Genomic DNA, 21,378 nt, shown 5'->3' with positions numbered 1-21,378 from the left:
TTGAGGATCCGAAATGATTTAACTGAATCGGAGCCGATATCGACAGCGGCCCGATTGTGTTCGCCCGCTATCGTTTTATGCCTCTCTATGGGATGCTTATCGCAGCGATATCCTGAGGTGATTGGCATAGGTTCTACTAATCGTCTTCGAATATTTTGGATCTGACACATAGTCCGATTTTCTATTTGTAGATCTGGGTTACGTTGACCACAATGCTGACAAGAAATCTCAACATCTGTAAAATTTTCATAATCCATTAATTATCACCTTTATATTTATTTAAGTAACCAGAGAGTTTCATTTAAAGTCACTGCTTGGCTAACGACAATGCTCAATCACGAGCTGTGGCTCTACAGCTGACATGAGAGGCGAACAAGCATTCCGCTCTCTGAACCTCGTATAAATTTTCATGTTGGAGTGATGTCTTTATATCGTGCAGTATTTGATATAAATAAAACCATTGCCTCAGTGATTTAGAGTCATATAATATGAACAGATATACGCTAGCAGTAATCAGTAATCAGTAATCAGTAATCAGTAATCAGTAATCAGTAATCAGTAATCAGTAATCAGTAATCAGTAATCAGTAATCAGTAACATACTAAGGCCGTTAGCAATTAACGTGCTGCTATTATTCAATTTTAGACCCATGTTAAGGTATAAAGTAGCGACATAAACATTATTGCGACACAGAGAGCTGATAATGAGAGATGTCCCTTCAATGTCTCACCTAAGCGTTATGCTATGTGCATTGATGAGTGTGCCTCAGTATTGGTACTATTCATTATTTTGTATATACGTTTTGGAAATTCTTCATGGCCTAATGCCGCAGAAATGTGGCCTCTGGAAAGTTGTCATTGCCCTAAGGCTGGCACTGTGTGCATGTCACTAACTTTGATTCCAGAGACCAAAACGGTTGAATTATGTCTGATTTAGCGTATTGCTGTGACACAATCACTTAGATCATGAATATAGTTCATCAGCTCGCCTAAAGCCTCTCTAGACAAGATAACCTTATTATCATCTGTCATGCTCCACTCGAACCTTGGCGGCGTCGGATCGCAAGGGGGCAGGTTTGGCTGATTTGTGATTTGACAAGCTGTCAGGCTCACCAAATAGATCGGCAAAAGCGCGCTCTGGATCTTCAGCCACCGACGCCCGACGTTTTTGTCGTCGCAATTGTTCACGTTTTTGATCATATTTACTCCACTCACCCAGCAACCGGTTAAAAAGTCCGCCGAATTTGCTCAGAATCGTTATCCACCCCATTCGATGCCCTCCTATAGTTACCAGCAATGATGTTGACTAATTTGATTAGCCAACTCGGTAATTTCGCGACCCATTCTGGCGGCAACCAAGCCATAAACTGGGTCAAGATCCACGCTAATAACCCGAGAATAGCAACCCATTTCGCCGCGGCTTCACCACCAAGGAACATAGCCAACAACTCAAACATGGAGACGACGCTATCTAACTCTGATTGAGAGGACATCTCTAACGCATATGCTGTCCCTATCAGCATCCAGACTGGCATAAGAACCAATAAGAAATACCATTGTTGTTTACGCTTCACCTGTTTGCTCTTTGTCATCTGTTCATCCACTTTTGAATGGTGATTGTTGAGACCAGACATATTTCATTTTCTCTTATGTCTGGTGCTTGGTGCCTGGTGCTTAAAATAATGATTACGCTACTCTATAACCTCAATGATGAGGGTAAATCATCACACTTAAGATTAAGCCGAGATATTCATTTATTGCCCCTGTAAAAGACAGCAACTGCACGATATCGACTACTCTAGTCTAAACTGCCAGACTCGTCTACACATTTTGTGTACTTTCTTTATTTTTCTTTGGATGAGACTTTAATGAACAAAAACTATCGATTAAATGTTGGGGAAATGATTGATACTAGATCATAAGCTGGGAGTATGGCATATATGTTATATATCAAGCGGATTTTTCAGGACACAACATTTGAATAGGCAAGTGTAATAATTAAATGAAAACCATAACCACAATCATGATTACACACATAAAATCAGCAACATAAGAAAGGCGCGCGAACCTAAAGTCACAAGTCACAAGTCATATTTCGAGTTCATTTTTAAATAGTAAAAATTGCCTATTCATTCGCCCAGCATTATTCACAATTAGAGCAAGCTTATAACTCTCATCGATTGCCAGCCTTAAGAGAGACAACAAGTGTACGCGCAAAAAAAACAACAAACACTTTAAGTGTAACCGCTTATCCTGTATCTAAATAATGGCTCATCAGCATAGCGTTGGACGCACTTCACACTCACTGAGTTAAACATGAGCAAGTCGTGATGCCGTATTTACAGAAGCCTCTTTAAAATATACAGTTCTGCTTTCAAGATGTTAAGTCATGTTACATGATGTTACTTATAATTTTGTAAGCAGAATAACAAGCCCTATTATTAACTCATGGAGAAAACCACCAAGGATACAATTTAGTACAACTGATAATAAAGACACCTAAATGTTAAGCGGCATGAATTCAGCTCCATAATTATCTCGTCTGAACACTCGTTTCCTGCATAAAATAACCGAGGGCTATTCATATCAGGCTCTTTTTATCATCACGCCTCTATACCACTATAGAAGGTTAACTTGTTTTCACATCCAAGCTAAAATGCCAAAAATAATTTGTATACAGAAACTATCTAGCTATTCCCCGTAAAACACTGCGAGATAATGGCGCTTTTATCGCCACTGACTCAACAATTTTTTGTTTAACCTAGAACCTAATCTTGTGTATTACTATCCATCGTGAGACAAGGATTTCACAATATAATCTAGCCTAGTATAAACTGGTATTGGTAAGAACACTTTTTGTGTTACATATGGTTATGTCATTACTCATGCTATAACTAGCATGAGTAATATGTGGAGAGGCTAGCTGCTGATATTTTATCTGAAAACATCAAGACTCCTGCTGGATTTCATGGTAATCATTAACAAACCCACACACATTGTACGTATTTATGTCATTTCCCCATCAAACCAGATCAAGTCTACCGCAGCTTAGCAACTAAGTCTGTATCATCTAATATATCGGTCACCAATCACACTTATTGTGTTATTTTTGTTAGCGATACATATAAACACTATTATTTACTAAAAAATAAACTAATAATATTAACCAGTTTTTAGCTAGAAGAAATCACTCAAGAAAAATCAATCTTCACGTATTTTAATATTACACGGTAAGGATATTTATGGCAGTGAAAAAAAATGAAGAGGGCAATCCTTTGATTAAGGAAGATATAGCTGACACAATCGATGAAATTCATAATCATATCGAATGGCTATGCCTAGCATCAGATAGTGATGAAGATATTCATCCAGGCTTGATTCAGTCATTGAATCTTGTCAGGGAAGCTGTTAAGTCACTAAAAAGTAACAAACCAACTCACAATAAATAAAAATCAATATAATTATGCTTGGTATTGAGGCTAGGTCACATAATACTGGCCACCATAAACTATGCCATTTTGCATGGGAATTCGTCACTTATCTAAGTCTTAGTCTTAGTCACTAAGTCTAAGTGACTAAGTGACTAAGTGACTAAGTGACTAAGTCACTAAGTCACTAAGTGACTAGGATGATGTTGGATTGGAACAGATAATACATGCAAGTATCACAGCGTCAATTCATCTATTGTTACCGGGCAAGTCAGGCCTCTCAAGCACACTTGCTCCCTCGAAGGGACCCGCACCGTCGTGGCTTAGAACTCATAGGGGTCGGTTATCAGATGACCTCACGGGATCTGGCCACTCTCTGGTTGAACAACTCCGATAAAGGCCTGTCCTCCCCGTCAGTTCGAAGGGATTGATATCCAGTGGCTACCGACCCATGCCACCACATTGGCTCAGGTGCAACAGGTCAAACTAACAGGTTACTATTACGGCGTAACGCTGCCGCCTTAACTATGATAAATTCATCGTGGCTTGGTATTATTAATCATCATCGATAGGTTATGGTGAGCACACATGAAATTCTCTCTCCCAATCCTATTATCCCTATGCTATTTTTTACCTCATTATCAATCACTAGGGTCTAGTACCTATGTTTACTTCCAAGAGCTTCTCCTTTCTTGCCCTGCTCGATGCAAATAACCAAAGAGAATGGTTCAAGGATAATCAGGCCCAATATGAAGATGAAGTTCGCACACCGGCCCTTACATTTATCGCAGCCATGCAGCCCCATGTGCTGGCACTATCACCAAGATTAACCGCCATCTCCAAGAAAGTCGGTGGCAGCTTGATGCGTCCCCAGCGTGATGCCCGCTTCAGTAAAGACAAGACGCCATATAAGACCAATGTCGGCATTCAGTTTCGTCACTTTCAGGGCAAAGATGTCCACGCTCCAGGTCTATATCTGCATATTGCCAACGATGGCTGCTTTATCGGTGCGGGGATTTGGCATCCCGACTCGAAAGCACTCAACAAACTGCGTACCTGTATAGATGAAAACCCCAATGCCTATAAGAAGGCATTAGTTCAGTTGCGAGAAGCAGGATTCGAGATGGAGGGCAGCAGCCTGGTACGCCCGCCAAGGGGATATGATAAGACCCATCCCATGTTAGATGAGTTAAAGCGCAAAGACTTTATCGCCATCAAATCGATACAGGCCGCACAGATCACAGACAAAGACTTTGTCTCCTGGTGCGTCAACGAATTTAAGCACACCCAAAAACTCATGGGTTATCTGTGTTTCGCGTTAGATCTGGATTACTAAAATCAACTGACGTAATAAAGGCAGCATAAATCGGGACTCGAGCACTTAGCACGCTGGATCAATGAGCTTGTAGGAGATGACGTAGAGTTGTTCTGTGTTTGGATAAACCTGACTGATGATTTCCTTTAGTTTAGGTAACTCAAGGTATTCTTGCTGGGCGTGAAACTCGTTGATCTCGCTGAAGAGAATCGGCTCTACCGACTCAATCTTTATGTCACAAACCTTAATATTAGTCTCTAAGGTATACACTTCGACCTGAGTCCCGGGCACATAATGACACTCAGATTCATCCCTGATGGTGATGGTCTTCTTTCCCGATGCCACAAAGGGGGTGAGCATTTCAAAAAAGCTGATTGTTGTTGGTGCGTCTTGCATTGATTGACCCAAGTGTTCTACTTCAATATTTTATCTAGCCTAGCCTATTAAGTCATAGCTAGGCTAGGTTTGATTCAAGTTTTGCTACTCGTTAGGCACCTACAGCTGGAGTCATCTCTTTGTAGCAACGAGAATCCCTGTTAAAGATGTCGATTTACGATTATGCAGGTGCTCATCCCTAATACCGGTTATATATACAAAGCCTGCCCAAAAATAATGCCCCAAGCCTTCATTCTAAGGCTGGCACACATCTGTTATAATTCGCCCCAGATAAATACCATCCTAGATAACTACCCATGGGCGACGCCTTGAACACTAGCCACACAGATACAAGTATTGACTCGACTCTTGCCTCGACTCTCCACTCGAAAAAAGGCTCAACAGCTGATGAACACCTCTCAATCGTGACCTTTCTAAACGAGATCAAAGCGACCTCTTTTGGGGCTGTGAGCGCCGAGACTCCTGCGCAAAAGCGTGCTCTTAGCTATGCCAATACCATACTTGTATTATTTACTCAGGTGATGGAAAAGAAGCAGCCGGCCGATCGCGTTGTGGGTGAGTACTTTAGAGTCAATAAAAAGCACGGTTCCAAGGACAGGCGGGTGATCCGTGAGAGCTTGTTTGCCCTGTTTCGTTGGTGGGGATGGTTAAACAAGTTCTTGACCCATACAGGTAATGGAACTAGCACAGTAAATACAGGCACCCAAGCTTGGTTCGCTATGTTGACGCTTAATGCCCGGCTGGAGTCCCATTCATGGGAGCCGTTTATTGCAGCCTGGACAGGATTTTCAGGCCAAGAGAAAGTGCTCAGTCTTGATGCCGACACCCCTTTAGAGACAGTATCGGCAAAATGTGACTGGCTGACTAGCCAGTTCCCGGCGCTCTCTTTTACCACAGATGACTTGGTACCTGAGTGGTTCTGGCAGACTTGCCCCATCCAAGATGCCGAGCAGCGCTTGGCTATAATCGAGATCCTCTCTTCTCGCCCGCCTATCTGGGCCAGAGTACAGAATATCGACACTAGTGAGGCTATTGAGAAGCTAGCCAAATTAGATATCACAGCCACGGCGAGTGAGTATTTTAGCGATAGCATCAGCCTTGGCCATAAGAGTATCAACCTCAACGGCATGTCACTGTATCGTGATGGCGAGCTTGAGATACAAGACTTAGGCTCACAGGTTGTCGGGCAAATATGTAACCCAGCTGCAGATGATAACTGGTGGGATACCTGCAGTGGTGCAGGCGGTAAGAGTCTACAATTAAGATCTTTGATGTTAGCCAAGAACAAGCAAGCAAGGGGCACTATCATCGCCTCAGATGTGCGTCGTAAACCATTAGAGGAACTGGCCAAGCGCGCTAAACGTGCTGGATTTAAAGGCATCACAGCGTCCCCTTGGAAGTCCGATGATCTGCCAGTGCCTCATCATCACTTCGATGGCGTGCTTGTCGATGCCCCCTGTAGTTGCACAGGCACCTGGCGACGCAATCCGGATATGCGCTGGATAGACGGTATTGCAGCCGTTCAGGATAAACCAGATCTGCAACTGGATATTCTCAGCCGCTCCAGTCAGGCAGTTAAAAATGGAGGTGCCTTGGTATATGCCACCTGTTCACTGTCCCCCTTAGAAAATGAAGATGTGGTCAATGCCTTCTTGGCTAAGCACGCAGATTTTACTTTGGAAATCACTAGTCATCCGTTTACTGGCGTAGAGGCCTGTATGCATCTAGTGGTGCCCTATCAAGCCGATACCGATGGCATGTTCGTCGCTCGAATGAAAAGAAAGTGCTGAGACCCAAACTGCACTAGTAAATCCAACATATAGAGACGAGCTTAGGGTCGTCTTTTTATTGCCCTAGGTTTATCGACGGCTGTATTTTGATATTTACGCGAGAAGCCGAAAGCTTGTCATCTTAATCAACTCGTCGGTCGTGAGTGTGATGAACACGCCCACAGTCCGGATGAGGAGGATGAGGGTTTCATCGAGTCTGCCGTCGACAGTTTCCGTGCACGTTTAGAAGAGAACTTCGCCGAGAAGCTAGAGACTAATGATGAGCTTCGCAGGCTATATATCGCCGCAGATCTTGGCCTGACAATCCTCAAGGGCATGTTCGCCGATGGCGTGTTTAAACATGGCTTCGATGTCATCAACGATTACGATTACCGTGAGTATCTGATTAAACACGGGGCAAATCAGACCTTTACGGTGGACTCTGCGCCAGTCAGAAGCTTCTACGATCTGGTATTCGCCTATGAGAAAGGCAATGTCGATAAACCCAACCTGGAGGCGGGTACCATCATTCGCTCCATGCTGCGGATCGCCTTGTGCTATCAGGGCGGCGTGATGTGGAAGATGCAGGCGGGCATGGGCGATGTGATGTTTACCCCTTACTACCAAGTCCTTAAGCGCCGCGGGGTAAACTTCCACTACTTCAACCAGGTAGACAATCTAGTCTGTAATAAGGGGACCATTGAAGCCATCGAGATCACCGAGCAGGTTAAACTTAAACAGGGCTTAGAAAACTATAATCCCCTAGTCGATGTAAAAGGCCTGGATTGCTGGCCGAGTCAGCCACTCTATGAGCAGCTAGATACTGAGCAGGCTCAACTGCTAAAAGACAATAACATCAATTTAGAACACTTCTGGAGTGATTGGCAGTCCGTTTATCAAGATAGGTTTGGTGAGCCATTACCGACCAAAAGACTCGTGAAAGGAGAGGGTTTTTACCGGGTTATCTTCGGTTTATCCATAGGCTCTGTGCCCCATGTTGCCGCCGAGGTCATGGCCCAGAGTGAGCCATTAACTAAGGCTGTCGACAAGGTTAAAACGGTGGCCACCCAAGCCTATCAAGTCTGGCTCAATGAAGACTTGCATGGCATGGGTTGGCAATACACACCTGAGAGTGGCGAGCAACCAGTCCTCTCGGGCTTCACCGAACCCTTCGATACCTGGGCCTCGATGGATCAGTTAATAGATAAGGAGGACTGGCAAGGTATTCAACCCCAGAATGCCAGCTACTTCTGCTCGGCGCTGCCGGTGGAACATTATCCTCCCCGCTCAGATACAGAATTTCCAAAGCGTAAGGCTCAGCAGGCCAAAGAGGGGGCCATAGGTCAACTCAACAATCAGATCCACAAGCTATGGAGCAATGTTGGAGACCAGTTCCCCTGGCAGTGGCTGTACTTAGGAGATGAAGCTAGCGAAGCCTTGCAGGGACGAGCCAGATTCGATAGCCAATATTGGCGCGTCAATATCGATCCCTCCGAGCAATATGTGATGTCGGTTAAAGGCAGCAGCAAATTCCGTATCGATACCGACGGTACCGGCATAGACAATCTCTATGTCACCGGCGATTGGATAAACACAGGCATCAACGCCAGCTGCGTCGAAGCTGCGACCATGGCAGGTATGCACACCTCGAAAGCTATCTGTGGCTATCCGAAGGTGGTTAAAGGAGAGCAGGACTTTTAGTCAGTAATATCCATAGGTAACACAGAAAAAAGCTGACAATGAAAACTGTCAGCTTTTTTATTTGTTAGATAAAATCTAAGCTCTTGGCATTATCATTCATGACTTGATTCAATTTCGCCTGCTTAACACGGCGTTTCTCTGTCTTATGCCGATACATATTCTTATCCGCGGTTCTCAACCAGTCACAGGCATCTTTAGCATGTCTATTTAACGCGAAACCATAGCTTATACCTGTCTCTCGATAGCCTTCTTGCTCAAATGAATTAGAGACTTGCTCCACTTGCACCAGCACAGACTGAGTCAGATCCATAGAGAGTAAGATGACAAAATTATCTCCCCCGATCCTGAATAAGCTCACTCTTTCATGAGCTTCACAAATAGACTCTAGTTGTTTAGCGGCAAATTTAAGTAAACAGTCTCCCTCATGATGGCCCAAGGTATGATTCACCTGAGTGATACCATCGATATCCAGCAAGATGAGGTCTTCATCCCGTTTAACCTCTTTACCAAAGCTCTGAGTTTGCAAGTATTCATCGAAGGCATGTCGATTTTGCAGCCGTGTCAGTTCATCCACACGGGCTTTCTCCCAGGCGATACCTAATGTCTTGATATAGGTCAGCCTCTCCTCGGACAATAACTTGATCTTATTTGCCAGTGCCAGAGACAGCATGATTAACACAGAGGCAATGAGCGCGGTATAGGAAACCAGATAGATACTGGTCGGCAGCGCCAAGATACAGACCCACATCAAATACTTGCTTAAACGCCACAGCTTGGGAGAGTATTCAGGAAGCTGAAGGAAATGTTTGTAAAACAGGATATTAAATATGGGCAGGCTAATAAAAAACAGATGGTGTAACGCTAAATTATGGTAATCCCATAGGTGCGCAGGAATGTGAAATGTCAGCGTCCAACCGAAGAAGTATGCCAATACATAGAGACCATAATAGAGAAATGCACGGTCCTTGATAGAGAAAAAAATCAGTAAGTTATAGCAAGCGATAAAGATGAGTCCACCTAGACATAACATCACAGCCATGGCTTCAAAATCTGCACTCTGCTTGTGATCTAACAGATGTTTGAGATCCACCTTAGGCACAGAAGAGAAGTAGCGGCTCTCCAATTTCACGATAACCCAATATCCCACGCCATAGTTAAGCTCTACTTCCCGGCCATAATCAAACAAGAACTCATAAGGAGCATAGTAACCACTGTGAGAATATTGTTTGCTGCCATCGTCACCTATCAGCCAATAATCGACAGATTCAACGATGGAGTTTCTGACACTTATCGCCCACTTAGTCTCTGTGTCGTACATAAATTTAGGCATTACCAGCCAGTAGCTGCCCCCCGTTAAACTGATGCTGTCGGCTTTCTCCAATGTCGCCAGCCAAGGTGTCACATCGGCATGTTGAGAGGGGGGCGCTTGTTCGGCTTGGGCATGAAATAGAAAGGATTGCTCGAAAGAGAGAGCAGCGACTGCAGTCTGGCTAAAAAAGATGAGTAATAACAAGAGTTTTCTTGGGAGCATACATTCTCCCTTATATCTAGTGAACCCCTGATCTAAGGTCAACTACAAGCAGCTAGACTCCCTGATCCTTGGAGGTGATCATAGCCGACACCAGCCATCAGCTGGATGACTGTGATATAGCAATTTCTGATCGAAGCAACAGACTGGGCCGTAGCAAATGAAGGGGCTTGCCTTCCGATGGCTCTAGTGTTCCAGTACGAGTTCAAGCGTCACTAAAGATGAGTTTAGACTATTTTTACGGTAACGGAATGAGATAACGGAGCAAATGTAATCAGGGACTTACAATTTTATGATGAGAATATAAGCAAAACATCGGTCGCAATAGCACCTGGGAGACAGACGCTATTACCCCTAGCCGAATGAGTTAGAAACGGGCATAGCCACCAATATAGAAACCAGAGTCAAACGTCGAGTTATTGGTGTTGTCATACCGCAGACGAATATTTCTGTAGCCAGTGTAAAGTGCAAGGCTTGGATTTAACTGATATTGAATCTTGCTGTCTAGCTCGTACATTCCATCGACGCTACCAAAAGAGAGTACCGAAGGGGCATAATAGCCAGATGCATGGAAAGAGAGATTAGACCCCAGCGCCATAGTGTAACGCCCCCCCACTCCGATGGCACTGCCACTCGCACTGTTTTTCGCCCAGACATAGGAATACTTTACCCCAAGCTCAAAATGATGAATACCCGCATCATGGGCTACATGGATGGCACTCGATATGAGTTGTCCACCATCATTTGAGTAAATATATCCGAGCACTGCATTGGCATTATTTTTAAGATCTAGGTTAATTTCTGCAGAAATCACATCATCGTTCAGGCTAACACCAAAATTATTGGCATTGGCTGTAACAGAAATACTCGACAGCAGGAGTAGGCTACTCCAAATTTTAACGCGCATATTGGCCTCTGAGAATGGGTTTTGCGGATGATAGCAAAAACGTCACAGACAGCCACTACTCAATTGTTTTTAAATATTAATATAATATCACCTCACACGCTAACGTAACCAAAAAGACAAAAGTGACAAAAACAAGGATCATCTACTCGAAAAATGAAAACAAAGAAACAGTTTGTATCAGTCAAACCCCTGCGCCAGCTCATGTAAGTTGCGCGCAACTTATTTGCTCGAAACTATACTTATTGCTAGATTAGCTGAAACCTTCAGGAGAGACTCAACATGACATCCATCTATGACTTTTCGGTAAATAATATCCAAGGAAAATCGGTATCCTTATCTGAGTATAAAGATAAGGTGATATTGATAGTCAATACGGCGAGCGCATGTGGCTTCACCCCGCAATATAAGGGGCTACAGGCCCTGTATGACAAATACGGTTCTGAGAAGTTTGTCATCCTTGGTTTTCCCTGTAATCAGTTCGGATCTCAAGAGAGTGGCAGTGAGAGTGAAATATCTTCATTTTGTGAACTTAACTACGGCGTGAACTTCCCCCTGTTCGAGAAAATAGAGGTCAATGGCCCTGGGGCACATCCCCTCTATGAATACCTCAAATCCGAGGCTAAGGGGATTTTAGGCAGCAAGGGGATCAAATGGAATTTCACCAAATTCTTAATTGATAGCCAAGGAAAGGTGCTAGCGCGGTTTGCTTCAACGACTAAACCGGAAGCGTTAGACAAGGAAATAAATAGTTTAATAAGCTAATCAACAAGATAGTTTTTTCTTTAATTAAATATATAAAATCACCGTCTATTTTTTGAACTTATTCACTTTCAGGGCATCAAAGAATATGAACGCGAAGAAGTTTTCATGTTCATCATTCTCCCTGGGACTTCTAGCGCGGTCCCCTTGATCTTAAATGATCATAAGGCAGCCCAATCTTGATAAAAGACTGGTGTTGCCCTTTTTTTGCTTCATTTTCAACAGTCTTTCAAGAGGCCATAATTGCTGAAAAAATAAAAATGACTTTAATCTGTTGCCAAAGTGAACTTTCGCTAAATTATCGACTCATACATAGTGAACCGAATTTCTGGTTTCGACGCTTTATACTCAAATGAGTCTTACACCGTCCAAGCCGTTTCATTGTTCATCATCATCTCCCTTTAGATACGCCTTGTATCTACTGGAAACATGTTATCGACGGCTAGCGCTAATCGACATTATTGTTTCCAACTACAGATTCTTTATGAGAATTCTTCTGGCTCCCCTTATTTAAGGCGGGGCCATTTTTTTATCCATGTTCATCCTGATCACGATCACTTGTAGCGGATATCACCCACAAAAAACGCCCCTACCCGCTTGTTTTATTTGCGTACCGCATTAGTCGCTTACAGATGTCCTTAATAATCCATCTCTATTGGTTAATTTTACTCATGTTAAGGCCTGAAGAAGATTTGAATAAAGATATATTCGAACCTAAGTTTCAGCCTGCATTTATACCGCTGGACTATAATTACTACTAACGTCATATCGGCTTCGAGAGGTAACACCATGGCTATTTCTACCCGGTTAAATGAGTATCTACAGGATAATGAAGTGAATTATGAGCTTGTGTCTCATCCCCATAGCTTTAATTCTCTGAGCTCGGCCATAGCGGCCCAAGTTTCGCCCTCTCAGCTGGCAAAGGCGGTGATCTTAGAAGATCATGAAGGACGTAAGATAATGGCAGTCTTGCCCGCTAACCATAAAATCAGCTTGGGGGCACTGGGTGAAAAACTCAATCGGGATCTACACCTGATGAAGGAGCAGGCTGTCTATCAGATGTTTAATGACTGTGAGAACGGGGCAATTCCCCCCTTAGGAGGTGCCTACAATTTAGAAGCCGTGTATGACGATCTGTTAGTGGATGCCAAAGACGTCTATTTTGAGGCCGGAGACCATAGCAGCTTAGTGCACATAAGCCGAAAAGATTTCGTTAAACTGATCAAAGATGCCAAACACTTAAGGTTCAGCCATCAAAATATACATTAGCTTTGAGCAGTATCGAGTCATTAGCAGATGACCTCGATACTGATGCCAGTTAATTTAACTCATAAATTAACTGGCTGTTGCGATTAACCAAAACCATAGAGATCTTGTTTATACTTTAGCGCAGAGCTTGCCCAATCGAACCTCTGCTGACTGGCTAAGCGCTCCATATTCAGCCACTTGTCACTCTTGTATTCGCCGAAAATATCGGAAAAACGCTCCAGTAAACGCTCAGCTTGTGCCGCCAGACTATCACCGAAAAACACATAGCCGGTCTCATTGTTGGCCACCGTATCGCGCAGGCCCCCCACTCCATGAACCAGACAAATTTGTCCCGCTCTCATCGCGAGCATCTGACTTATTCCACAGGGCTCGAAAGAGCTTGGCATCATAAAAAGGTCCCCGTTTCGATACAGGGCATCTGCAACGGCTTCATCATAGCCATTGAGGAAGATGAAGTTAGCATATCTGGCAGATATAGCACTGAATTCAGCGGCGATTTCAGCGTCGCCGCTGCCCAGCAGTAAGAATACCCCCTCGGGGTGAGCCTGAGCCAACGTCTGTAATATAGACTCGAGCACAGAGACTCGCTGGCCATTAGCGAGCAAGACTCTCTGACGCAAGATAAGCAGCTTCTGCTCTGTCAGTCGACCGACCGAAGTCACTAGCATACTCGGGCCCTTGTGCTTATTGCTTGACGACTTGTCTGCCGATTGCTGCTTAGATAAGTGTGTATCTTTAGACAAGCAGACACCTCGCCACAATCTTGCAATTCGCGTCAGGGCTATCTGATCACAACCGCTAACCCACTGTTTATCACCCTGCCAGCGCAACAGCGCCGACTCCATCAGTTCCAACAGTCCGGTCCAGGTATCATCTCGTTCGGCTATGGCCTGCTCTACCTTAGCTTGAGGCTGTATATTGCCAGAATCTGCGCGGTTCGCTCTCTTCCTAGCAGCGCCACTGATGCCCTTGTCTCTGAGCTTATCTCGGACACTGGCTTTGGCACTCTCCTTAACACTCTGTGCAACACTCGCTTCATTGGCAAGCTCATCGTAGACACAAGCGTTTAATATCCCCACCAGCGTACCCGAGTCTTGTTTACGCTGCAGATCTGCCTCCAGCCCTTCACCACCAAAGAAACCAGCCTCATGATCTGAGGGTTTGAGCACTTCATCGGCATAGGTCGGTGAAACCAGGTGGACCTTAGCGCACAGGTTAATCCCGACTCTCATGGGGTTGATACAATGGGGGTAGCGGGGATCTATCACAGTTCTGAGCTGCTCAGAAGATAACTTCTCCAATAGATTCGGAAACCAGGCACTCAGGGAGGAGCTGTCATCTCTGAGTGGGCGTGTCCCCTGTATGGCCAGGTTGTGTATGGTATAAACACAGGGAATAGCCGCTAGATTTTGGAAATTTTCATCATACTGACTCAAGAGGGCAAACATGGCGCTGTGCCAGTCATGGAGATGTATCAGGTCTGGTATAGGCAATAACCGCTCATTGATTGCCGTCGCCACACACAGACAAAACAGGGCAAACTTGTTGGCATCCTCGGCGAAGGGCCGCGCATCACTACCTTGGCTATAGATCTCCTGGGGTTGCCCGCTAAACACGCCATCTCGAGGGTCGATGAAGTAGATCAGCGCGCCCTCAACGTCCGGGTGAGGAGTACTTAACAGGGAAACACTCTGCCTGCTACCGCTAAAAGTCACCCAAAATTCAGCCAGCTTAATGGCGTTGACACTGGCGGCGAGAAAGCCATAGCTTGGCATAATCACATCGACAATCACCTCTTGCTGCGCCAAAGCCGCGGGAAGGTCGCGGATAACATCCGCCATCCCCCCCACTTTAGCCCTTGGTATCGAGCCGTTTTCGGCGGCTAACATCAATACTCTTTTCAATGTTCTTTCCTTATCCAGTACACAATCGAGTGCAAAATAAACTGCAGAATCGAGTGCAGATATTTATTCATAGCCTACGGGCAGTCCCAACATGTCTCTTGTCACTAACACCACGCCCTTCTCCGAGACCCTAAAGCCTCTTTTTCTGTCATGCACATGGTCATAACCAATCACAGTGCCTTCGGGAATGATGCAGCCACGATCGAGAATGACATTCTTAAGTTTACAATGTCGCTGCACCACCACATCGGGCAGAATCACCGCGCCTTCGACTTGTGAATAGGAGCAGACTCGCACTTCATTAAATAACACACTACGACGCACCGTTGCCCCTGAGATGATGCAACCTCCGGATACGATTGAGTCCAGAGTCATGCCTCGTCTGTCATCATCATCGAAGACAAACTTGGCCGGTGGAAGTTGTTCCTGATAGGTCCAGATAGGCCACTTAGCATCGTATAGGTTTAACGGAGGTGTTGGGGATAACAGTTCCATATTGGCCTGCCAAAATGAATCCAGAGTGCCCACATCACGCCAATAGGCTTTTTGGTCGTTGAAATCGTTGCAAAATTTATAGGCGAACACATTATGGTCTTGGATAATGGCAGGGATGATGTCTTTACCGAAATCTCGATCAGAGTTTTCATTCAGGGCATCTTTTTTGAGCTGCTCAAACAGAAATTCAGTATTAAACACATAATTGCCCATGGAAGCTAGACAAGACTCCGGATCACTGGGAAGGTGTTTAGGCACTTCCGGCTTCTCTTCGAAGCCTAAGATGCGCTGCGTCTCATCGACCTGCACCACACCGAAGGATCCAGCGGCCTCGGCTACCGGCACTTCTATACAGGAAACTGTCATGTCCGCCCCAGACTCGGCATGGGCGGCGAGTATTCCCGCATAATCCATACGGTAGACATGATCGCCCGATAAGATCATCACGTATTTAGGCATCTGGTGACGAATAATATCCATATTTTGAAACACTGCATCGGCCGTGCCCTGATACCAGTTTTCCGAGAAGCGCTGAGATGCAGGTAAGATCTCCACCGACTCGCCTAGTTCCTTCTTAAAATGCCCCCAGCCTTGCATGACATGACGGATCAGCGAATGGGACTTATATTGAGTCACTACGCCCACACGTCGGATCCCTGAGTTGATACAGTTCGATAGGGGGAAATCGATGATCCTAAACTTACCTCCGAAATAGAGCGCGGGTTTCGCACGCCACTCGGTTAACTCATGTAAACGGGAACCTCGGCCTCCGGCTAAGATAATGGCGTAGGTATCACGGGTGATATTACTGATATAACGTGGACTTGGATTAGGCATCTGTACTCGCTCCTTGAGATTCATTGCTTAGGGTTATTTGGCTTTCACCGTTCAACGCTTGCTGTATTGGGTTAATGATTGCGACCTTAGGCCACAGCTGATCACACTTTCCATATTTCATCTCGGTATGCAGAAATGGTGACATCACTCGAGAAACGCCCACTGCATGCAGTGTTGCGTATACTCATTTTTGTCCAGCCTTCAGGGTCTTGATAGGCGCTCGCGGCCCGCTGCTGAGCTTGTCGATATGATTCAAAATCCGCCGCCGTCATCCAAGGATCTGTTGGCGACTTGATGCTATCTATGATGGTGTCGAAAATACCGGGTTCGAGTAGATTAAAATGGCCACTCTCCAGCAACTCCATAACTTGCTGCAGCGCTGGAGACTGGTGAATAAAATACTCTGGTTGGTAATCTTGTTGCAGTGAACTGACTTGGCTGGCATTTAAGCCAAACAGGAAGAAGTTCTCCTCTCCCACCTCTTCGAGGATCTCGATGTTGGCGCCGTCTAAGGTGCCGATAGTCAGCGCACCATTCATCATAAACTTCATGTTCCCCGTGCCCGACGCTTCTTTGCCTGCGGTGGAAATTTGTTGAGACAAGTCCGTTGCCGGACAGATCTTTTCCATGGCGCTGACGTTGTAGTTCGGCAAGAAGGCAAACCTGAGATAGGGTGCAATTTGAGGGTCAGAATTGACCATATGGGCGACATTGTTGGCGAGCTTGATCAACAGCTTAGCCATGGCATACCCAGGCGCAGCCTTGCCACCGATCAAGACGCATCTGGGCACTAGCTTATCTAAGCTGTTATCGCTAATGGCCGTTAAGATCTCATGATAAAGGTGAATCACATGCAGTATGTTAAGCAGCTGACGCTTATATTCATGGATGCGCTTAACCTGCACATCGAACATCATCTCAGGCTCAAATTCGACGCCACACGCTTTAGCTATCATCAGACTAAGCTCACGCTTATTGGCCAACTTCACCTCACGCCACTCATCAATCAGCGCCTCATCTTCGATGAACGCACTCAGGGCCTGTAAGTGTTGTAAATCCCCGACCCATTGGCACCCTAAACGTTTTGTCAGTAAAGCGGCCAGCCTGGGGTTACAGTGTGCCAACCAACGTCTCGGCGTGACGCCATTGGTCTTGTTATTAAATTTTTCTGGCCAAAGTTCATAGAAATGTTTAAACAGACCCGATGTCAGTAGCCGAGTATGCAAGCCGGCGACCCCATTGACCGAGAAGCAGGCAACGATGGCAAGATAGGCCATGCGCACATGTGGCTCCTTGCCATCCTCGATGATCGACATCTTGGCCAGCATGTCAGCATCTCCAGGCCAGTGGTGAGCCACATCATCCAGATATCGCGCATTGATCTCATAGATGATCTCTAAGATTCTGGGAAGCATCTGCTCGAACATCCGCACGGGCCAACGTTCTAGCGCTTCGGGTAACAAGGTATGATTGGTATAAGCCATGATATTGGTGGTAATGTCCCAAGCCTGCGCCCATTCCAGCGCATAGTGGTCCACCAGCAAACGCATCAACTCAGGGACGGCCACACTGGGATGCGTGTCATTGAGCTGCATCACATTGGCTCTAGCGAAGCCGCTAAAATCGGTGCCATGTTGCTTTATCCAGTTATTGAGTAGGTCTTGCAGACTCGCCGAGGACAAAAAATACTGCTGCCTGAGCCTAAGCTCCTTACCATTCTCGCTGGCATCGTTGGGATAGAGCACCATAGTGATCTGTTCTGCCAAGTTTTTTCGGGCCACCGCTTCGGTATAATCTCCCTGATTAAACTCGGCTAAATCAAAATCATCTGTGGCTTCAGACTTCCACAACCTCAGGGTGTTGATGCGGCCATTGCGATAACCAGGTATTGGCATATCATAGGCTACCGCCTGCACATCTTGAGTATCCACCCAGGTAACGTGCCGCCGGCCCAATTTATCGAGATAACTTTCCGTATGCCCAAAGAAGGGCACTGTGACATTATGATTGGGCACCCGGACTTCCCAAGGGTTACCATCTTTAAGCCAACGGTCGGGTCCCTCAATCTGATAGCCATCGACAATTCTCTGGGCAAACATGCCGTATTCGTAACGGATCCCATAGCCAGTAACCGCTAAGTCTAAGCTGGCACAGCTATCGAGAAAACAGGCGGCGAGTCGACCTAAGCCTCCATTGCCAAGACCGGCATCGTGCTCTAAACTCTCCAGATACTCTAAGTCGACAGCATACTGACTCAGGGCTTCACGGCTCTGCTCGGTCAGTTCCAGATTCAGTAAGGCATTGCCTAATGCTCGTCCCATCAAGAACTCCAGAGACAGATAGGCGACTTGCTTAGTCTGATATTGGCTGTCTTTAGCTCGGGTCTGTCGCCAGTTATCCAGCATCAGCTCTTTCACGCTACTTGCTAGGGCATGAAACAGATCGTGCTGAGCATACTCCTGCTGACCCAGGCCATTATTCATATAATGACTCAAGGAAGCCGACAATGAATGGCAGGGCTTGCATTCTTGCTGGCGTACTGCAACTTCATCTTTAAGTGGCTTATCCGCTAGCTTAGCTTGGGATACTCCTTGGCGTTTAGGGGGACTAATACTCATGAACAGGCTCCTTAAATTCGGCATAAAACAGCATCAAGCTTAGATCTTGCAGGTGATATATCGGATTTGAATTGCTAGAAAGTGAAACAGACTCGGGGGTTAATTCACTATCTTGAGTGTGTAACAGGCAGCGCCAGGGAGACAGATTTTCAAGCTCAGGCAAACAAAAATCCAAGCTTTTCTCGTCTGTGTTAAGCACCAAGAGGAGTGCCTGGCGACAGCCCTTTTTCGCCTCAAGCTCACCACTTATCACCAGACTCAGACTGCGAGTCTGGGCCTCACTCCACAAGGATTTGGTCATCACTAACCCTTGACGACAAAACCAATCGAGTCCGGGGGCATCCACATTGGCGCCCTCATGTATGTATTGGCTATGACAAAGCAAAGGGAAACGTTTTCTGAGCTGAATTAGCTTGCGAGTAAACTGCAGCAATGCATGACTGCCAATATCTTGTTGCCACTCTCGCCAGCTCAGAGGATTGTCCTGACAATAGGCGTTATTATTGCCTGACTGGGAGTGACCGACTTCATCCCCGGCCAGCAACATAGGCACGCCTTGGGACAGAAATAGAGTCGTGAGTATGTTGCGGCACTGCCTTGCTCTTAGGCCATTGATGTCAGGGTCGTCGGTGACACCTTCGACACCATGGTTATGGCTGAAATTTTCCTGATGCCCGTCGCGATTATCTTCGCCATTCGCCTTGTTGTGTCTCAGGCTGTAACTGACAAGATCCATCAAGGAGAAGCCATCGTGGCTGGTGACAAAGTTAATACTGGCGGCCGGCGGCCGGCCAGAATGTTCAAATAGATCACTGGAGCCGTGAAAACGTCTGGCAAATTCGGGCAAGATCCCTGCGTCCCCACGCCAGAAACGGCGAATGGTATCGCGGTACCTGTCATTCCATTCGCTCCAGCCCATGGGGAATTTCCCCAACTGATAGCCACCAGGACCTATATCCCAGGGCTCAGCAATCAAGCGGGCCTGACTCAGCACAGGGTCTTGCGCTAAGGCGTCGAAGAAGCCGGAACCGGTATCGAAGCCATGAAATTCTCGGCCCATACTCGTCGCTAAATCGAAGCGAAAACCATCGACGCCCATCACTTCCACCCAATAACGCAGCGAGTCCATCACCAGTTGCAGTACATTGGGATGGGCAACATTGAGCGTGTTACCGCAACCAGTATCATCGATGTAATACCTAGGTTCACTGGGACTCAAACGGTAATAGCTTAGGTTATCTATGCCCCTGAAGCTGTAGGTCGGACCGAGACGATTACCCTCGGCGGTGTGGTTATAGACCACATCTAAGATCACTTCGATGCCCGCCTTATGAAATTCAGTCACCATATGACGAAATTCAAACACATCATCACCACTCAAGTAGCCCTGGTGTGGGGCAAAAAATCCTATGCTGTTATAGCCCCAATAGTTACTCAATTGCTTCTGTTGCAGGAAAGGCTCATCGAAGAAACTCTGCACCGGCATAAGCTCAACACAGGTGATGCCTAAGTCGGTGAGATAGCTTATCGACTCTGGACTGGCGAGCCCGGCGAACGTACCTCTGCGGTGTTTGACAATATCCGGGTGCAGCTGAGTGAAGCCTTTGACGTGCAGCTCATAGATGATGCTGCGCCTCAGAGACTGTGATGCCTCCTCCTGACTATCACGTCTTTGCACCGGGATCACGGGACCAAGCTGGTGATAATCTACCACCCGACACTTTGGCATAAAGTCCGCGTTGTCAGTGGTGTCGAAGGAGAGGTCTTGCTCGCTATCTTCGAGTATATAACTGTAATGGCATGGGTTATCACGGCACTCTCCCACCAGTTGCTTCGCATAGGGGTCGAGCAGTAGCTTATTGACGTTAAACCTGTGCCCCGATAGCGGTTGAAACAAGCCGTCGACGCGATATCCATACAGCAGACCTTCTCTCGCCCCTTCAAGATACCCATGCCAGATGTGTTGCGACTTTTTCGGCAAGATAAAACGCGCGATTTCATCATGACCATGCTCATCGAAGAGACACAGGGTGACCCGAGTCCCATGGGCCGAAAACAGGGCAAAGTTGACCCCGCAATCATCGACACTAGCCCCTAATGGATGAGGCTTACCGTTAGTGAGCCTCATCTGGCTCACCGGTCTGCGCTGAGCCTATGGCGAAGTCAGTCGCTAAATGAGTAGTTGAATCTATGACCGAGTGACGGGTTAAATGGGATGGCGATAAGACTAAACACCCCAGAGGCGGCACTGTGATCGGGCTGCTGTGAGGCATGTGCTGATAAGGCAAGTTTTCGGCCAATATCACCCCGGCATTTCCCACCCCGCTTCCACCATAATGCTCACTATCACTGTTGAGCAACTCTCGATACTCGGTGCCCAGTGGCAAGCCTATGCGAAAGCCATGATGAACTTGAGGTGTCATATTGACGACAAATATTAAGTGTTCGTCTGC

General features: G+C 46.2%; 16 protein-coding genes and 1 pseudogene. 6 read left to right on the top strand and 11 right to left on the bottom strand.

Annotated elements, in window-relative coordinates:
- The 3 genes from HRU42_RS16740 to HRU42_RS16730 form a co-directional block, all read right to left on the bottom strand.
- Nucleotides 1–257: hypothetical protein (locus HRU42_RS16740; protein ID WP_295032648.1), on the bottom strand; the 257-nt coding region annotated here is incomplete at its 3' end.
- 675 nt (nucleotides 258–932) lie between these two features.
- Nucleotides 933–1,199, bottom strand: a complete 267-nt coding sequence (locus HRU42_RS16735) for a hypothetical protein (RefSeq protein WP_295032646.1) — start codon at nucleotides 1,197–1,199, stop codon at nucleotides 933–935.
- Between the two features lie 26 nt (nucleotides 1,200–1,225).
- The gene (locus tag HRU42_RS16730) at nucleotides 1,226–1,591 is read right to left on the bottom strand and encodes a hypothetical protein (protein ID WP_295032644.1); all 366 of its coding nucleotides are present in this window, start codon (nucleotides 1,589–1,591) and stop codon (nucleotides 1,226–1,228) included.
- Nucleotides 1,592–3,241: 1,650 nt separating this feature from the next.
- Between HRU42_RS16730 and HRU42_RS16725 the strand changes: the two genes are divergently transcribed.
- Nucleotides 3,242–3,448: a hypothetical protein gene (locus HRU42_RS16725; protein ID WP_295032643.1), complete on the top strand. Its 207-nt coding sequence runs from the start codon at nucleotides 3,242–3,244 to the stop codon at nucleotides 3,446–3,448.
- A gap of 643 nt (nucleotides 3,449–4,091) precedes the next feature.
- Nucleotides 4,092–4,763, top strand: coding sequence for a DUF2461 domain-containing protein (locus tag HRU42_RS16720; protein ID WP_295032642.1), 672 nt, complete (start codon nucleotides 4,092–4,094; stop codon nucleotides 4,761–4,763).
- Nucleotides 4,764–4,808: 45 nt separating this feature from the next.
- On the opposite strand, the gene yqfB is transcribed toward HRU42_RS16720, so the two are convergent.
- The gene (gene yqfB, locus HRU42_RS16715) at nucleotides 4,809–5,138 is read right to left on the bottom strand and encodes a N(4)-acetylcytidine aminohydrolase (protein WP_295032641.1); all 330 of its coding nucleotides are present in this window, start codon (nucleotides 5,136–5,138) and stop codon (nucleotides 4,809–4,811) included.
- A 404-nt stretch (nucleotides 5,139–5,542) separates the two neighbouring features.
- Here yqfB and HRU42_RS16710 point away from each other — a divergent pair, with 404 nt between their 5' ends.
- Both HRU42_RS16710 and HRU42_RS16705 read left to right on the top strand, forming a co-directional pair.
- Entirely contained in the window at nucleotides 5,543–6,928 is a 1,386-nt protein-coding gene (locus HRU42_RS16710) for an RsmB/NOP family class I SAM-dependent RNA methyltransferase (RefSeq protein ID WP_295032649.1), read from the top strand.
- Nucleotides 6,929–7,021: 93 nt separating this feature from the next.
- Nucleotides 7,022–8,608 (top strand): annotated as a pseudogene (locus HRU42_RS16705) (acetoacetate decarboxylase); the annotation flags it as partial.
- Between the two features lie 64 nt (nucleotides 8,609–8,672).
- Here the strand turns inward: HRU42_RS16705 and HRU42_RS16700 are convergent.
- Together HRU42_RS16700 and HRU42_RS16695 are read right to left on the bottom strand one after the other, a co-directional pair.
- Nucleotides 8,673–10,139: a diguanylate cyclase gene (locus HRU42_RS16700; protein ID WP_295032638.1), complete on the bottom strand. Its 1,467-nt coding sequence runs from the start codon at nucleotides 10,137–10,139 to the stop codon at nucleotides 8,673–8,675.
- Between the two features lie 364 nt (nucleotides 10,140–10,503).
- On the bottom strand, nucleotides 10,504–11,043 hold the full coding sequence (locus tag HRU42_RS16695; RefSeq protein WP_295032636.1) for a YfaZ family outer membrane protein: 540 nt from the start codon (nucleotides 11,041–11,043) through the stop codon (nucleotides 10,504–10,506).
- A 279-nt stretch (nucleotides 11,044–11,322) separates the two neighbouring features.
- Here HRU42_RS16695 and HRU42_RS16690 point away from each other — a divergent pair, with 279 nt between their 5' ends.
- Both HRU42_RS16690 and HRU42_RS16685 read left to right on the top strand, forming a co-directional pair.
- The gene (locus HRU42_RS16690) at nucleotides 11,323–11,805 is read left to right on the top strand and encodes a glutathione peroxidase (protein WP_295032635.1); all 483 of its coding nucleotides are present in this window, start codon (nucleotides 11,323–11,325) and stop codon (nucleotides 11,803–11,805) included.
- A 786-nt stretch (nucleotides 11,806–12,591) separates the two neighbouring features.
- Complete coding sequence (locus tag HRU42_RS16685) at nucleotides 12,592–13,071, top strand: aminoacyl-tRNA deacylase (RefSeq protein ID WP_295032634.1); 480 nt, start codon at nucleotides 12,592–12,594, stop codon at nucleotides 13,069–13,071.
- 83 nt (nucleotides 13,072–13,154) lie between these two features.
- Here HRU42_RS16685 and HRU42_RS16680 read toward each other — a convergent pair whose 3' ends face one another.
- The 5 genes from HRU42_RS16680 to HRU42_RS16660 all read right to left on the bottom strand — a co-directional run.
- Entirely contained in the window at nucleotides 13,155–14,975 is a 1,821-nt protein-coding gene (locus HRU42_RS16680; protein WP_295032632.1) for a glycogen synthase, read from the bottom strand.
- Between the two features lie 63 nt (nucleotides 14,976–15,038).
- Nucleotides 15,039–16,307 (bottom strand): glucose-1-phosphate adenylyltransferase, encoded by a 1,269-nt coding sequence (gene glgC / locus HRU42_RS16675; protein WP_295032630.1) that lies wholly within the window; start codon nucleotides 16,305–16,307, stop codon nucleotides 15,039–15,041.
- 101 nt (nucleotides 16,308–16,408) lie between these two features.
- Nucleotides 16,409–18,925 carry a glycogen/starch/alpha-glucan phosphorylase gene (locus HRU42_RS16670; RefSeq protein WP_295032629.1) on the bottom strand — a complete coding sequence of 839 codons (2,517 nt, stop codon included), beginning with the start codon at nucleotides 18,923–18,925 and terminating at the stop codon, nucleotides 16,409–16,411.
- Nucleotides 18,915–21,053, bottom strand: coding sequence for a glycogen debranching protein GlgX (glgX, locus tag HRU42_RS16665; RefSeq protein ID WP_295032627.1), 2,139 nt, complete (start codon nucleotides 21,051–21,053; stop codon nucleotides 18,915–18,917). The genes HRU42_RS16670 and glgX overlap by 11 nt, the downstream gene beginning before the upstream one ends.
- On the bottom strand, nucleotides 21,040–21,378 hold a 339-nt coding region (locus HRU42_RS16660; RefSeq protein WP_295032625.1), incomplete at its 5' end, for an alpha amylase C-terminal domain-containing protein. The genes HRU42_RS16660 and glgX, both read right to left, overlap by 14 nt.

Origin of the sequence: Shewanella sp., from assembly GCF_013214165.1 — a bacterium.
Lineage (GTDB): Bacteria > Pseudomonadota > Gammaproteobacteria > Enterobacterales > Shewanellaceae > Shewanella.
Note: the sequence above shows the minus strand (reverse complement) of the source record. Positions and strands in the feature narration are given on the sequence as shown.

Bases quoted from the DNA above. Each gene is read 5' to 3' on its own strand.
- HRU42_RS16735 (WP_295032646.1), bottom strand. From the start codon at position 1,199: ATGATCAAAAACGTGAACAATTGCGACGACAAAAACGTCGGGCGTCGG.
- HRU42_RS16730 (WP_295032644.1), bottom strand. From the start codon at position 1,591: ATGACAAAGAGCAAACAGGTGAAGCGTAAACAACAATGGTATTTCTTA.
- HRU42_RS16725 (WP_295032643.1), top strand. From the start codon at position 3,242: ATGGCAGTGAAAAAAAATGAAGAGGGCAATCCTTTGATTAAGGAAGAT.
- HRU42_RS16720 (WP_295032642.1), top strand. From the start codon at position 4,092: ATGTTTACTTCCAAGAGCTTCTCCTTTCTTGCCCTGCTCGATGCAAAT.
- yqfB (WP_295032641.1), bottom strand. From the start codon at position 5,138: ATGCAAGACGCACCAACAACAATCAGCTTTTTTGAAATGCTCACCCCC.
- HRU42_RS16700 (WP_295032638.1), bottom strand. From the start codon at position 10,139: ATGCTCCCAAGAAAACTCTTGTTATTACTCATCTTTTTTAGCCAGACT.
- HRU42_RS16695 (WP_295032636.1), bottom strand. From the start codon at position 11,043: ATGCGCGTTAAAATTTGGAGTAGCCTACTCCTGCTGTCGAGTATTTCT.
- HRU42_RS16690 (WP_295032635.1), top strand. From the start codon at position 11,323: ATGACATCCATCTATGACTTTTCGGTAAATAATATCCAAGGAAAATCG.
- HRU42_RS16685 (WP_295032634.1), top strand. From the start codon at position 12,592: ATGGCTATTTCTACCCGGTTAAATGAGTATCTACAGGATAATGAAGTG.
- glgC (WP_295032630.1), bottom strand. From the start codon at position 16,307: ATGCCTAATCCAAGTCCACGTTATATCAGTAATATCACCCGTGATACC.
- HRU42_RS16670 (WP_295032629.1), bottom strand. From the start codon at position 18,925: ATGAGTATTAGTCCCCCTAAACGCCAAGGAGTATCCCAAGCTAAGCTA.
- glgX (WP_295032627.1), bottom strand. From the start codon at position 21,053: ATGAGGCTCACTAACGGTAAGCCTCATCCATTAGGGGCTAGTGTCGAT.